General features: G+C 66.3%; 14 protein-coding genes. 2 read left to right on the top strand and 12 right to left on the bottom strand.

Going from position 1 to position 13,438, the window contains the following annotated elements; genetic code table 11:
- Positions 1-9: 9 nt before the first annotated feature.
- Entirely contained in the window at positions 10-642 is a 633-nt protein-coding gene (locus AC0WR5_RS05910) for a MarC family protein (RefSeq protein ID WP_475867626.1), read from the top strand.
- A 5-nt stretch (positions 643-647) separates the two neighbouring features.
- Here AC0WR5_RS05910 and AC0WR5_RS05905 read toward each other — a convergent pair whose 3' ends face one another.
- A complete protein-coding gene (locus tag AC0WR5_RS05905) occupies positions 648-1,580 on the bottom strand; it encodes a glycine--tRNA ligase subunit alpha (protein WP_475867625.1) in 933 nt (310 codons plus the stop codon).
- A gap of 184 nt (positions 1,581-1,764) precedes the next feature.
- Here AC0WR5_RS05905 and AC0WR5_RS05900 point away from each other — a divergent pair, with 184 nt between their 5' ends.
- Positions 1,765-3,549 (top strand): serine protease, encoded by a 1,785-nt coding sequence (locus tag AC0WR5_RS05900; protein WP_475867624.1) that lies wholly within the window; start codon positions 1,765-1,767, stop codon positions 3,547-3,549.
- 208 nt (positions 3,550-3,757) lie between these two features.
- On the opposite strand, the gene cysG is transcribed toward AC0WR5_RS05900, so the two are convergent.
- From cysG to AC0WR5_RS05845, 11 genes are all read right to left on the bottom strand, one after another.
- Positions 3,758-5,155, bottom strand: a complete 1,398-nt coding sequence (gene cysG, locus AC0WR5_RS05895; RefSeq protein ID WP_475867623.1) for a siroheme synthase CysG — start codon at positions 5,153-5,155, stop codon at positions 3,758-3,760.
- A 213-nt stretch (positions 5,156-5,368) separates the two neighbouring features.
- Positions 5,369-6,817: a TrkH family potassium uptake protein gene (locus AC0WR5_RS05890; RefSeq protein ID WP_475867622.1), complete on the bottom strand. Its 1,449-nt coding sequence runs from the start codon at positions 6,815-6,817 to the stop codon at positions 5,369-5,371.
- Positions 6,818-6,895: 78 nt separating this feature from the next.
- A complete protein-coding gene (gene ureG, locus AC0WR5_RS05885) occupies positions 6,896-7,528 on the bottom strand; it encodes an urease accessory protein UreG (RefSeq protein ID WP_475867621.1) in 633 nt (210 codons plus the stop codon).
- Between the two features lie 30 nt (positions 7,529-7,558).
- Positions 7,559-8,197, bottom strand: coding sequence for an urease accessory protein UreF (locus AC0WR5_RS05880; protein ID WP_475868908.1), 639 nt, complete (start codon positions 8,195-8,197; stop codon positions 7,559-7,561).
- A complete protein-coding gene (locus AC0WR5_RS05875; protein WP_475867620.1) occupies positions 8,190-8,807 on the bottom strand; it encodes an urease accessory protein UreE in 618 nt (205 codons plus the stop codon). Before AC0WR5_RS05875 ends, AC0WR5_RS05880 begins: the two co-directional genes overlap by 8 nt.
- A 40-nt stretch (positions 8,808-8,847) precedes the next feature.
- Positions 8,848-9,069 (bottom strand): hypothetical protein, encoded by a 222-nt coding sequence (locus AC0WR5_RS05870; RefSeq protein ID WP_475867619.1) that lies wholly within the window; start codon positions 9,067-9,069, stop codon positions 8,848-8,850.
- Between the two features lie 203 nt (positions 9,070-9,272).
- Positions 9,273-9,908, bottom strand: coding sequence for a hypothetical protein (locus AC0WR5_RS05865; protein ID WP_475867618.1), 636 nt, complete (start codon positions 9,906-9,908; stop codon positions 9,273-9,275).
- Between the two features lie 11 nt (positions 9,909-9,919).
- On the bottom strand, positions 9,920-11,668 hold the full coding sequence (gene ureC / locus AC0WR5_RS05860) for an urease subunit alpha (protein WP_475867617.1): 1,749 nt from the start codon (positions 11,666-11,668) through the stop codon (positions 9,920-9,922).
- A 90-nt stretch (positions 11,669-11,758) separates the two neighbouring features.
- Positions 11,759-12,064, bottom strand: a complete 306-nt coding sequence (locus AC0WR5_RS05855) for an urease subunit beta (protein WP_475867616.1) — start codon at positions 12,062-12,064, stop codon at positions 11,759-11,761.
- Between the two features lie 143 nt (positions 12,065-12,207).
- Positions 12,208-12,510: an urease subunit gamma gene (locus AC0WR5_RS05850; RefSeq protein ID WP_475867615.1), complete on the bottom strand. Its 303-nt coding sequence runs from the start codon at positions 12,508-12,510 to the stop codon at positions 12,208-12,210.
- Between the two features lies 1 nt (position 12,511).
- The gene (locus tag AC0WR5_RS05845; RefSeq protein WP_475867614.1) at positions 12,512-13,276 is read right to left on the bottom strand and encodes an urease accessory protein UreD; all 765 of its coding nucleotides are present in this window, start codon (positions 13,274-13,276) and stop codon (positions 12,512-12,514) included.
- Between the last annotated feature and the right edge of the window lie 162 nt (positions 13,277-13,438).

The raw sequence follows: 13,438 nt of genomic DNA, 5'->3' as shown, positions 1-13,438 counted from the left end.
GAGAGACCGATGGACACTTTTGACGCACTGAAATTCTTTGGCGCACTCTTTGCGATCATGAACCCGCTGACCAACCTGCCGGTGTTCCTGAGCACCACGGAGGGCGCGACGGCGGCGCAGCGGCGCTCTATCGCGATCAAGGTGGCGCTGTACTGCCTTATCCTGGGCACGATCTTTGCCCTGGCGGGCAATGCGATCCTGAAGGCCTTCGGCATCAGCGTCGACGATTTCCGCGTGGCCGGCGGCCTCGTGGTGCTGATGATCGGGCTTAACATGCTGCACGGCAAGGACAGCACCGCTCACCACGGGACGGATAAGGAAAAGAGCCAGTTCGCCGACCTGAGCGCCGTGGCCTTCTATCCTCTGACCTTTCCGATCCTGGTGGGCCCGGGCACGATCACGACGCTGATCCTCTATCGCCAGGAAGTCGGCAGCATCGAACAGATGGGCACCTACTTCGCGGTCTTCATCGCGGCGGTGGCACTGCTCGGCGTGGTCTTCCTGTTTGCGGGCCAGATCGGCAAGCACCTGAGCGACACGGCCCGCACGATCATGTCCCGCCTGATGGGCATGATCCTTGCGGCGATCGCGATCAGCATGATCGCGGCCGGTCTTCAGGTCATTCTGCCGGGTCTGGCCTAGCAGCATCAGGCCACGTAGCCCCCGGCGTCGGTCTGCACGAAGGCGTCGGCGCATTGCTTGGCCAGCGCCCGCACCCGGCCGATGTAGGCCTGGCGCTCGGTGACCGAGATGACGCCACGCGCGTCGAGCAGGTTGAAGAGGTGGCTGGCCTTGATGCACTGGTCATAGGCAGGCTGTGCCATGACGATGCGGCGGCCCGTCTTGGGGTCGTCGACGGGCTGCGAGAGGATCGCCTCGCACTCGGCCTCGGCATCCTCGAAATGCTTCAGCAGCATCTCGGTATTGGCGACGTCGAAGTTCCAGCGGGAGTATTCCTGCTCGTTCTGCAGGAAGACATCACCGTAGGAGAGCGCGATCGGCGCGGCCGGATCGTTGTAGGGCATGTCCATCACGTGATCGATGCCGAGCACGTACATCGCAAGGCGTTCGAGGCCATAGGTCAGCTCGCCCGAGACCGGGTGGCAATCATGGCCGCCGACCTGCTGGAAGTAGGTGAACTGAGACACTTCCATGCCGTCGCACCAGACTTCCCAGCCGAGGCCCCAGGCGCCCAGCGTCGGGCTCTCCCAGTCGTCCTCGACGAAGCGGATGTCGTGCATCTCCATGTCGATGCCGATTGCGGACAGCGAGCCGAGGTAGAGATCCTGCAGGTTCGGCGGCGAGGGTTTGATCAGCACCTGGTACTGATAGTAGTGCTGCAGCCGGTTGGGGTTTTCGCCGTAGCGGCCATCCGTGGGGCGGCGCGAGGGCTGAACATAGGCCGCGGCCCAGGGTTTGGAGCCCAGCGAACGCAGGGTGGTGGCCGGGTGGAACGTACCGGCACCGACCTCCATGTCGTAGGGCTGCATGACCGCGCAGCCCTGTGCTGCCCAGTAATTCTGCAGCCTCAGGATGATCTCCTGAAAACTCCTTGGTTTCTCGATGCTCTGATCGGACATAGGGGGCCCCTTCGTTGCGGCGAACCGTCAGCCGCTTAACTACGGGGGGGGCCAAGCAGCGTCAATGTGGCGTGAGACCATTATTTGAGTGCATGGACCGGCGAATTTGTTACAAATCGGAGGAAACCGGCCCGCAGACGCCGGTGCGAACCCCGAGAGAGCACGGCAAGAGGCAATTTCTATCATGATCCGTTATTTGGTGACGCTGGTTTTCACTCTGGTGATCGGCGCAGGTGTGGTGCCGTCCGAGGCGCAGGCGCAGGCGGCGCCGGGAACGACATACGTGCAGATCGAGGCGCAACCGACGCTGGACGAGGCCCAGCAATCCATCCGCCGCTACAGCAACTACCTTAGGGATGTTCAGGGCTACGAGTTGACGAGCGGGTATTACGCCATCGTCCTCGGGCCCTATGACACCAGCGACCAGGCCATTCGGGCGATGCGCAGCCTGCGCAGCCAGGGCTCGATCCCCGGCGACAGCTACGTGACCTTCCCCAGCACCTTTACCCGGCAATTCTGGCCGGTGGGCGCCCAGCAGCGGCAGGTCGAGACGACCCCCCTGCCAGAGGCGACCGACGGCACCGCCCCAGGCGAGCCCGCTGCCGGCGCCGGCCAGCAGGCGTTCCAGTCGCAGCTGCCCGATGAAACCCCGGCAGAGGCGCGCCTGAGCGAGCAGCTGCTGAGCCGCGAACAGCGAGACCTGCTGCAGGTGGCGCTGAAATGGGCGGGCTTTTACAACGGCTCGATCGACGGCGCCTTTGGCCGTGGCACCCGCAATTCCATGGCCGCCTGGCAGAGCGCGCACGGCTATGAGCCGAGCGGCATCCTGACCACGCAGCAGCGCGCGGAACTGGTGGGCCAGTACAATGCCGTGCTCAAGGATCTGGACGTGCAGCCGCTCGCGGACGATCGCGCCGGAATCCGGATGGATATGCCGAAGGCGGCGGTGACCTTCGACCGCTACGAGGCGCCCTTTGCGCTCTACAAGCCCACCGACGCCAAGGCCCTGCCGGCGCGGGTGATCCTGATCTCGCAATCCGGTGACCGGTCGACGCTGTCGGGGCTCTACGAGATCATGCAGACCCTGGCCATCATACCCGAGGACGGCGACCGCCAGCAATCGGGCGACAGCTTCACCATCGAAGGCCGCAACGACAAGATCGTCAGCTATACCCAGGCGGCGCTGCAGGACGGGCAGATCAAGGGCTTTACCCTGGTCTGGCCGACCGGAGACGAGGACCGCCGCACGCGCCTGCTGGAGACCATGAAGGCGAGCTTTGCCCGGATCCCCGGCGTGCTGCCCGACAGTGCCGGCGTGGACAGCGACCAGCACGTCGACCTTGTGTCCGGCCTGCGGGTGCGCAAGCCGGAGCTGTCGCGCACCGGAATATTCGTCAACGAGGCAGGCACCGTCCTGACCGTTGCCGAGGCTGTGGACGGGTGCGGCAGCGTGACCCTGGCCGAGGACTACCCCGCCGAGGTGGTGGGGATCGACCGCACCACGGGACTGGCGCTGGTGAAGCCCAAGCAGCGGCTGGCACCCCGCGCCATCGCGCGCCTGGCCACCGCGACGCCGCGGATCGCCTCCGAGATTGCCGTGGCCGGCTATTCCTATGGCGGGCTGCTGAGCGCGCCGAGCCTGACCTATGGCACGCTTGCCGACGTGCGTGGGCTGAACGGCGAGGACGGCGTGGACCGCCTTGAAATCAGCACCCTGCCCGGCGATGCCGGCGGCCCGGTCTTCGACAACAGCGGCGCGGTGATCGGCCTGCTGCAGGCGGCCCCCTCGGGCGACAGGCAGCTGCCCGACGACGTGGCCTTTGCAGTGGACCGCAAGCGTCTGGCCGACCTGCTGAGCGCGGCCGGCGTGCCCGTGCGGGCCAGCACCACCGACGGCACGGCGATCTCTCCGGAGAAGCTGGAGCGTCAGGCCGGCGACATGACGGTTCTGGTCAGCTGCTGGAACTGAGCCTTCGCGGCCGAGAGGCGGACGAAACGAGAAGGGCCATTCCCGCATCCCGGGGATGGCCCTTCGAGTATCGGGCCGGATCGATCCGACCGCAGCGGGGGGAGTGACGCGGATCCCCCCTTCCGCCGGGCCGGTATCCCGAGCGTCGGGGAAATTTGGAAACTGGCAAGGGGAAGAGGGCGGCGCAGCCGGGCGAGCCAATGCGCGATCAGGCCACCCGTGCCTGATCGGATTGCGGAATTCGACCTGCAGAAGTGGCCTTGGGATAGCGCAGGAGCAGAATGGCCGGGCTGCAGATGCCGGCCTCGGCCAGACCGGAGGCCAGCGTGCCGAGCGAGAGCGACAGGCAGCGTTCGCTCGGGGTGGAGGCATGGGCCACCACGTCAACGGCGCATTGCGGCGGCACCCCGGCGGCCAGCAGGTCGGCCTGGACCTGCCCTGCCCGCTCGACCGCCATGTAGAAGGCCGTGGCGGTGCCGGGACGGGCGAGCATGGTGCGCTCCGGGTCGGTATCGCCGGAGCGGGAGGTGCCGGTGGTAATGACGAGCGTGTCGCATTCGCCGCGCTCGGTCAGCGGGCGTTGCAGGCTGGCGGCGGCGGCAGAGGCGGCGGTGATGCCCGGCACGATCTCGACCTCGATGCCGGCGGCACGGGCGGCGGCGATCTCCTCGGCGGCGCGGCCGAAGATGGAGGGATCGCCGGATTTCAGCCGTACCACGCGGCGGCCACGGGCGGCCTCGGCCACGATCAGGGCATCGATGCGATCCTGAGGCCAGGCATGGGCGCCGACCTCCTTGCCCACATAGACGCGGTCGGCATCGCGGCGGGCCAGTTCCAGCACCTCGGGATCGACGAGACGGTCATAGAAGATCACGTCGGCCTCCTGCAGGCGGCGGACCGCCCGCAGGGTGAGCAGGTCGCGCGCGCCCGGACCGGCACCGACCAGGGCGATGTGCCCCGTGATCTGCGGCGCCCCTGCCCCGGCCTCGGCAATCGCGGCCTTGAGCATGTCGGCGGCGGCATGTTCATCGCCCTGACGGTGGCGGGCGAAGGCCGGGCCGGTAAAGACCCATTCCCAGAAGGCGCGGCGCCTCGCGGGCGGCACGGCGGCGGCCACGGCATCACGCAGACGCCCGGCCAGCGCGACGAAGCTGCCGAGACGGGGATGCAGCATGGTCTCGATCTCGGTCTTGATTGCACGGCCGAGGACCGGGGCGTTGCCCTCGGTTCCGATGGCCACGACGACCGGATCACGGTCGACGATCGAGGGGGTGAAGGCATCGCAGAGCTCTGGCCGGTCGACGACGTTGACCACGGCACCGGCGGCGCGGGCCCGGGCAGCCAGGGCCTCGTCCTGTGCGTCGTCGCCGGTGGCGATGAAGGTCAGCGCGCAATTGTCGAAGAGATCGGCGCCGGCCTCCTCGGCCTGAAGGGCCCGTCCGGCCGCGACGAGACCCGCCAGTTCCGGATCGAGATCGCGGCCGAGGATCACGATCTGCGCCTCGGTCTTGAGAACCAGGCGGGTCTTGCGGGCGGCCTCGGCGCCGGCGCCGCAGATCACCACGCGGCGGCCGGCCATGGTCAGGAACATCGGGAAGGTCTTCATCGGGGCACCTCTCGGGGCTGGAAAAACGCAAAAAGCCGCTGAACGCCCTGCCATGACGGCAGGCGATCGAGCAGCTGTGCTCACGGAAATCCCAATCATCGGGAGAGGCGCCTCGGCTCCGTTGCCGGGCGTTATGGACAATTAAACCTCGAAAAGGTGATTCTGCTCAACTGAAATCGCCTGAGGACCCGGGAATTCGGCACACCGGGCCGTTCAGCCGCGCCAGAACCGCACGGTGAGCATGGCGTAGACGACCATGAGTTCGAGGCGGCCGATCAGCATGGCGGCACAGAGAAGCCATTTTGCCAGGTCGTTGAGGGGCGCGAAATTGCCCGCCGGGCCGATGATCTCGCCAAGGCCGGGGCCGATATTGGCGATGGCGGTGGCCGCCCCCGACAGGGCAGTGACGAAATCGAGCCCGGTCATCGCCAGCAACACGGTGAAGATCCCGAGAGTGACGGTGAAGAAGACGAAGAAGGACATGACCGAACTCATCACCTCGACTTCGAGGGGGCGGCCCTCGTAGCGGGGAGAGAAAACCCCGTGCGGCGAGTGCACGCGCTTGATCGAGGCGCGGATCGAGGCCAGCAGGATCTGGTAGCGGAAGATCTTGACCGAGCAGGCGGTGGAGCCGGCGCAGCCGCCGATCAGCCCGGTGAAGAAGAAGATCACGATCAGGAAGGAGCCCCAGGCCATGTAGTCCACCGAGGCGAAACCGGTGCCGGAGATGATCGAGACGATGTTGAAGAGGCTCTCGCGCAGGGCCTGTTCCCAGTGATGGGGAAAGATGTGCAGCAGGGTGACGGAGCAGATCAGCACCAGCACGGCGATGGTCCCGAGGAAACCGCGCACCTGGCTGTCGCGCAGGATGGCGGTGCGGTTGCCGTTGATCAGCTGGACGTAGCGCACGAAGGGCAACGCCGCGAGCACCATGAAGAGCGTGGCCGCATATTCCATCGGGCCGGAAAATGCGCCGAAGCTGGCATCGCGGGTAGAGAAACCACCGGTGGAGGTGGTGGTGAGCGCGTGAACGGTGGCATCGAAGGCATCCATGCCGAGGACGAGATAGGTGAGCATGCAGGCCACGGTAAGGCCGACGTAGATCACCGAGATCTGACCGGCGATGGTGGTGGCGCGGGGCAGGATCTTGCCCATGGTCTCGAAGGCCTCGGAGCGGAACATCTGCATGCCGCCCACCCGCAGCTCTGGCAGGAAAACCATGGCCACGACGATGATCCCGATGCCGCCGAGCCACTGCAGGATGCCACGCCAGAGCAGCAGCCCGCGCGGCAGCTCGTCCAGCCCTGTAAAGACGGTGGAACCCGTGGTGGTGACGCCGGACATGGCCTCGAAATAGGCATCGATGAAGCTGGCATCGGTGGCGCCCAGGATGAAGGGCAGCGCGCCGAAGACCGGCAGGAGCAGCCAGACGCCGGTGGTCAGCAGGAATGTCTGCTGAAGGGTCAGCCCGTCCTTGGCGGAGTTCTGACAGGCAAGGGCGGTGAGACCGCCGATGGCAAAGGTCAGCAGGGCGCTTTCCGCAAAGGCGGGCCAGTGGCCGCGCCCCTCGACCAGGTCGACGATGAGCGGGGGCAGCATCGTGAGGCCGAGGATCGCCACGAGCAGGCCGATCACGTATCCGATGGGGCGAAAGTCGATCATCTCGGCTGGTTCGTATCCCTGGGGATGCCCGTTAAGGGCAATGTGTGGCCATGTCCGCGTTCTGCGGATCAGGAAGCGTTACTGTGCCGCGACCGTGGTGGCAAGGCCGCCGATTTCCTCGATCAGGGCCAGGACCAGGTCGAGCCCCTGCCCCGTCTTGAGATTGGTGAAGACCGTCGGCCGGCTGCCGCGCTGGATCTTGGCATCACGCTCCATCACGCCGAGATCGGCATCGACATAGGGCGCGAGGTCGATCTTGTTGATGACCAGGATGTCGGACTTGGTCACTGCGGGCCCGCCCTTGCGCGGGATCTCCTCGCCCGCGGCGACGGAGATGACATAGACCGTCATGTCCACCAGCTCGGGCGAAAAAGTGGCGGAGAGGTTGTCACCGCCCGATTCCACGAAGATCACGTCGAGGTCCGGGAAGTCACGGTTCAGCTCGGCGATGGCCGCCAGGTTGATCGAGGCGTCCTCGCGGATGGCGGTATGCGGGCAGCCGCCGGTTTCCACGCCGCGGATTCGGTCGGAGGGCAGCGCCTGCATGCGCACCAGCGCCTCGGCATCTTCCTTGGTGTAGATGTCGTTGGTCACGACGGCGACGGAGAGGTGATCGCGGAGGGCGCGGCAGAGCGAGGCGGTGAGCGCCGTCTTGCCGGCGCCGACGGGACCGCCGAGGCCGATGCGAAGCGGGCCGTGGGGTGAGCTCATGAGGGTCTCTCCTTCTGGAACGAATGTCTCTCAGGACCGGAACAGGCGGGTGGTCAGGTCTTCCTGCCGCATGGCCGAGATGTCGGAGGTTAGCGCAGAGCTGCCTAGCGCGTCCAGATCACCCGGCAGGGCCTCGTGCGCAAGGGCGGCGATGAGGGGATCGAGCGCCTCGAGCAGGCGCTGGCCGTCGGTCTGTCCGAGCGGCACGAGGCGGATCGCGGCGGAGGTCAGCGCGGAGGCGAAGGCCTGAAGATAGAGGCGCAGGGTCAGTTCCAGCGGCAGATCCGCAAGACGCGCGGCGCGGCCCACCACCACCGGGTAGGGCATCGGCGGCAGGTCGAAACCATGCACCTGCGCGGTGGTCGAGGCAAAGGCCGCGCCCTGAGCCTCGGTCTCCAGCCGGCGGCTGGAAGAGGGCGCAAGGGCCGAGGCGAGCGCCGCCAGGTCAGGCAGATCCTCCGACTCGGCATGCCAGGCGGCCGCCAGCAGGATCGCATCGTTGCGCCCTGCCCCGAGCGCCAGGATGTCGTTAATCCAGTCCGCGGTCTCTGCGGCATTGGTCAGCCGATCCTCGGCCACGGCTGCCTCGATCCCGTGGGAATAGGCGAAGGCACCGACGGGATAGGCGGGCGAGAGCCAGCGGTGCAGGGTCAGCGCCGGATCAGTGATCATGGCTGCGCCCGTGATCGTGGTGATGCCCATGATCGTGCGAGTGGTCATGGCTGTGGTCATGGTCATGGTCGTGATCATGCGAATGCCCGTGATCATGGGCATGATCCTTGGCAGGCGCGTGATCGTGGTCATGCGCGGTCTTGCCATGTTCGTGGGAATGGGTGCGGCCGTGGCCATAGGCACCGCCCTCTGGGATGAAGGGGGCCTCGATACCTTCGACCGTGGCGCCGATGTGGCGCAGCATGTCTGCAATCACCTTGTCCTGACGGATGATCAGGTGATCGGGCATGACCTGACAGGGGGTGTGACGATTGCCGATGTGCCAGGCCAGCCGGGCGAGATCGCGACCGGTGACGCGCAGCAGCGGCTCGGGCGCGGCGCGAATGCCGATCAGGCGGCCATCCTCGAGCTGAAGGGCATCGCCCTCATCGAGAGAGATCGTCTGGGCCAGATCAGCAAGGATGCGTTCACCGCCATCCGTGGTCAGGCCCTTGCGGCGAAAGAACCGCGCTTCGTAATCGAGTGTCACATGATCGGCGAAGGAGGCGCCGTTCGGAACATTTTCAAGGTCTTCTGCACGCAGGGCGGCGAGGGCGCGGGCGGTCATGCGACCGCCCCCTGCCCGATACCTGCGCCGTGGAACGCGATCAGACGTAGAACAGGTCGCGGAAGACGTAGGCGGGGATCTGATCCCGGGTGATGCCCAGCTTGGTCAGCTCTGCATCGGATTTCGCCTGCAGGGCGGCGATTTTGTCGGAGCGCGAACGACGTTCCATGTAGGCGATCATCCCGGCGCTGAAGGCCTGGAAGAAGCCGCCGCGTTTTTCGGCACGGGGAGCTGCGGAATGGATGTGGGTGATGGTAGCCATGATGAACCTCTTGGGGCGCAGGTGTGTGTTTCGTTCCTATGCCCAAGAAATAAGTCAGGTCCCTTGCCACCACCACGGCCAATCCTTCAACACCGCCATGCGTGCGCTGCAACGCAGAAACCCTTAGATAAAAGGGGTGCGCAGACCACCATTGCATCAAACGCATAACTGAAACAGCATTTTTTCCGCGGTGCAGCATTGCTTCATTTCCCCAGAGGAAGGGCCTCTTTGAGAGGCGCGATGGCCTCGTAGTCATATTCTTCACGGTTGTTATCGCTATCAGTCCACCCGAGGTAGAGTGAAATTCCCAGACTTGTCAGGTAAACGTAGCGATCAAGCGTCTCGACGGCGCCGCTGGCGTCCATGTCGGCAGCCCGGATCTCGACCGCGGGATAGTGGCATGCACCTATCGCATAGTCGGTCAGGGGGCCGGCCTCGAACATCAGGGTGCCCTCGTGTTCCGACCCATCCTCGCGACTCTCGCGGTAGGGCAGCATGCCCGTCACCTGGGCATCCGGGCGGATGAAGTCATCCACGGGCATGTCATGCAGCCAGGTGGTGGCATAGGCGAGCACGCCATCCTCGAAGTCGACCGACGTCAGGTCGTAAAACCCCTGCGCCAGCAGACCGGAGTAGATCAGCCGCCCGTCGTCATAGCCCTCGACGGAGACCACGGCGGGATCGGAGGCGCGAAAGACCTCCTGGTAGAGCGTATCGCCGGAAGTGCTGTCGGTGACGACGATGCCGGTTGCGAGATCGGCAGGCCCCGGACAGGAAGCCTGCGCCGCGACGGGCGCGGCGAGGCAGGTGACCAGGCCGGCAAGAGCGGGCCGCCGCATCAAGGGTCGCATCAGAAGAGAAAGTACCGTTGCGCCATCGGCAGTTCGGTTGCCGGTTCGCAGGTCAGCAGCTCGCCGTCGGCGCGCACCTCGTAGGTCTCGGGGTTCACCTCGACGTGGGGCATGGCGTCGTTGAGCTTGAGGTCCTTCTTGCCGATCTGGCGGGTGTTGAGCACGGCGATGGTTTCCTTGCCCAGCCCCAGGCGATCGCGGATCCCCTCGGCCTGCGCGGCGGCAGAGACGAAGGTGACGGCGGAATTCTCGACCGACTTGCCGAAGGCGCCGAACATCGGGCGCGAATAGACCGGCTGCGGCGTCGGGATCGAGGCATTGGGATCGCCCATCTGCGCCGCGGCAATGGTGCCGCCGATCAGGATCATCTCGGGCTTGACCCCGAAGAAGGCCGGGTTCCAGAGTACCAGGTCCGCGCGCTTGCCCTCCTCGATCGAGCCGATCTGATGCGAGAGGCCATGGGCGATGGCCGGGTTGATCGTGTACTTGGCGATATAGCGGCGAACGCGGAAGTTGTCGTTGTCGCCGGTTTCCTCGGCCAGCTTGCCACGCTGCTTCTTCATCTTGTCGGCGGTTTGCCAGGTGCGGATCAGCACCTCGCCCACCCGGCCCATGGCCTGGCTGTCGGAGGCGATGATCGAGAAGGCACCCATGTCGTGCAGGATGTCCTCCGCGGCAATGGTCTCGCGACGGATCCGGCTCTCGGCAAAGGCGACGTCTTCGGGGATGGCCTTGTCGAGGTGGTGGCACACCATGAGCATATCGAGATGCTCGTCGATGGTATTGCGGGTAAAGGGACGCGTCGGGTTGGTGGACGAGGGCAGCACATGCGCTTCGCCGCAAATCTTGATGATGTCCGGTGCGTGGCCGCCCCCTGCCCCCTCGGTGTGGAAGGCATGGATCGTGCGGCCCTTCATGGCCTTTACGGTATTCTCGACAAAGCCGGATTCGTTCAGCGTGTCGGTGTGGATCATCACCTGCACGTCGTAGTCATCGGCCACCGAGAGGCAGCAGTCGATGGCGCCGGGCGTAGTGCCCCAGTCCTCATGCAACTTGAGGCAGGAGGCGCCGCCGCGGATCTGCTCCTCGAGCGCGGCGGGCAGCGACGCGTTGCCCTTGCCGGCGAAGGCCAGGTTCATCGGGAAGGCATCGGCGGCCTGCAGCATGCGGGCCATGTGCCAGGGGCCGGGGGTGACCGTGGTGGCCAGCGTGCCATGTGCGGGGCCCGTACCGCCGCCGATCATCGTGGTCAGACCGGAATGCAGCGCATCCTCGATCTGCTGCGGGGCGATGAAATGGATGTGGCTGTCGATGCCGCCGGCGGTGAGGATCTTGCCCTCGCCCGCGATGGCCTCGGTGCCGGGGCCGACGATGATGTCGACGCCGGGCTGGGTATCGGGGTTGCCGGCCTTGCCGATCTTGTGGATGCGGCCGTCACGCAGGCCGACGTCGGCCTTGTAGATGCCGGTCCAGTCGACGATCAGAGCGTTGGTGATCACGGTGTCGACCGCGCCCTCGGCGCGGGTGGCCTGCGATTGGCCCATGCCGTCGCGGATAACCTTGCCGCCGCCGAACTTGACCTCTTCGCCATAGCGTGGGCCGTTGCCCCCGCCGGCCAGGCCGGCCAGTTCGGCGGTCAGGTCACGCTCGACCTCGATGATCAGATCGGTATCGGCCAGCCGCAGCTTGTCGCCCACGGTGGGGCCGAACATGGCGGCGTAATCGGCGCGCGAAATGGTGGTGGCCATGGAAGTCCCTCTTGGTTCAGCAGCGCGGGGCGCGCGGGTGGTTGCTCCACCCGGCGGCTGCCCGCGCGAAAGTCGTTGCGGCCGAGCGCGTCAGAGCGCGCCCATGACCTTTTGATTGAAGCCGTAGATGCGACGGTCGCCCCCGATGGGGATCAGGTTGACCTCGCGACGCTGGCCCGGCTCGAAGCGCACGGCGGTGCCGGCCGCGATGTCGAGGCGCAGGCCGGTGGCCGCGGCGCGGTCGAAATCAAGGGCCTCGTTGGCCTCGGCAAAATGGTAGTGGCTGCCGACCTGCACGGGGCGGTCGCCGGTATTGGCCACCATCAGGGTGATCGCCTCGATACCGTCGTTGAGGGTCAGCGTGCCCTCGGCCGGGAAAAGCTCGCCGGGGATCATCAGCGTTTCTCCCAGGGCTGGCGCGGGCGGCGGGTGGCACGCACGCGGATCGGCTGCAGGTCCGCCTGCGGGGCGAGGCCCAGAAGGGTCATCAACTTTTCGAGCAAACTCATGACGTTGCACCTTTCATTTAGGGAGGACCCTCAGCGGATCGGGTTGTGGACGGTCACCAGCTTGGTGCCATCGGGGAAGGTGGCCTCGACCTGAACCTCGTGGATCATCTCGGGGATGCCCTCCATGCATTGATCGGCCGTGATCACCTGGGCGCCGGCCTGCATCATCTCGGCCACGGTGCGGCCGTCGCGGGCGCCTTCGACCACCGCATCGGTGATCAGGGCGATGGCCTCGGGGTGGTTCAGCTTGACGCCGCGGGCGAGCCGCTTGCGGGCCACCTCGGCCGCCAGGGCCACCAGGAGTTTGTCTTTTTCGCGAGGGGTCAGTTGCATGTCAGAGCGTCCAGGTTTTCGGGATGTCCTGCCCGGAGAGGCGCGTGATGGCGGGAATGAGACGCTTGCGCAGCTCGAAGCCATCCTCGGCGGTGATCCGGGCGAAAAGAAGATCGGGGGCCAGCAGGCTGGCGCCGCCATGGGTGCCAAGCGCGGCGCGGATATGGGGCAGCTGCGCTTCGGCCTCGGGCGCGGCAAAGAGCAGCGCCGCCATGGCACGATGGCCGCCGGTGACGGCCGACCGGGTCAACCGTGCCTCGATATCACCGGCCAGGCGGAAATTGTCGGCAAAGACCAGACGGTCGTCGCGGCGCAGGCGCCAGCGATCGGAGAGATGGCCCGAGCGCACCAGCTCGCCCATGGCAAGGCGGCCCGACACCAGCGGCTCGACCGCGAGAAGGCGGGCACCGGGGGCCAGGTCGATGTGGAAATTGCGGGTCACGCGGGCGCCGTCGAAGAGGATGGTTTCCTGTGGCAGCCAGTCGAGGCGGCCGCCCGGCCCCACCTTCAGGTGAATGTCCATCTGCCCCATTTCGGCCGGCTGCGCGCGGTAGAGGCGCTCGGCCGCCTGGGAGGTGAGCATCAGGGCGGCATCGGGCAGGGCTTCGGCCGAAATCCGGAAGCGGTCGCCGCCGGTCACGCCGCCACCGGTGTTCAGGAACACCGCGTTCAGCGTGCCATGACGCGAAGCCGGGAAAAGCGCCTTGAGGGACCCGCTTTGATGCAGATCGCCGATCTTTGCACCGGGCCGTGCGGTCAGGTGCAATTCCCCCCTGGCGCGGGGCTGTCGCGTTGCGGCATGGCGCAGATTTTGCGGCTCGGCGTTGATGGTCGTTCCCTCCGTCGGCCGCCAGATTAGCAAGCCTGCCGGGGAGTGTAAGCCCCATTTTCGGGAGGTGCCAGAGGCCGCCGCAAAAACCGGCGGCCC

This window comes from Pseudooceanicola sp. DL12, assembly GCF_056270665.1.
Note: the sequence above shows the minus strand (reverse complement) of the source record. Positions and strands in the feature narration are given on the sequence as shown.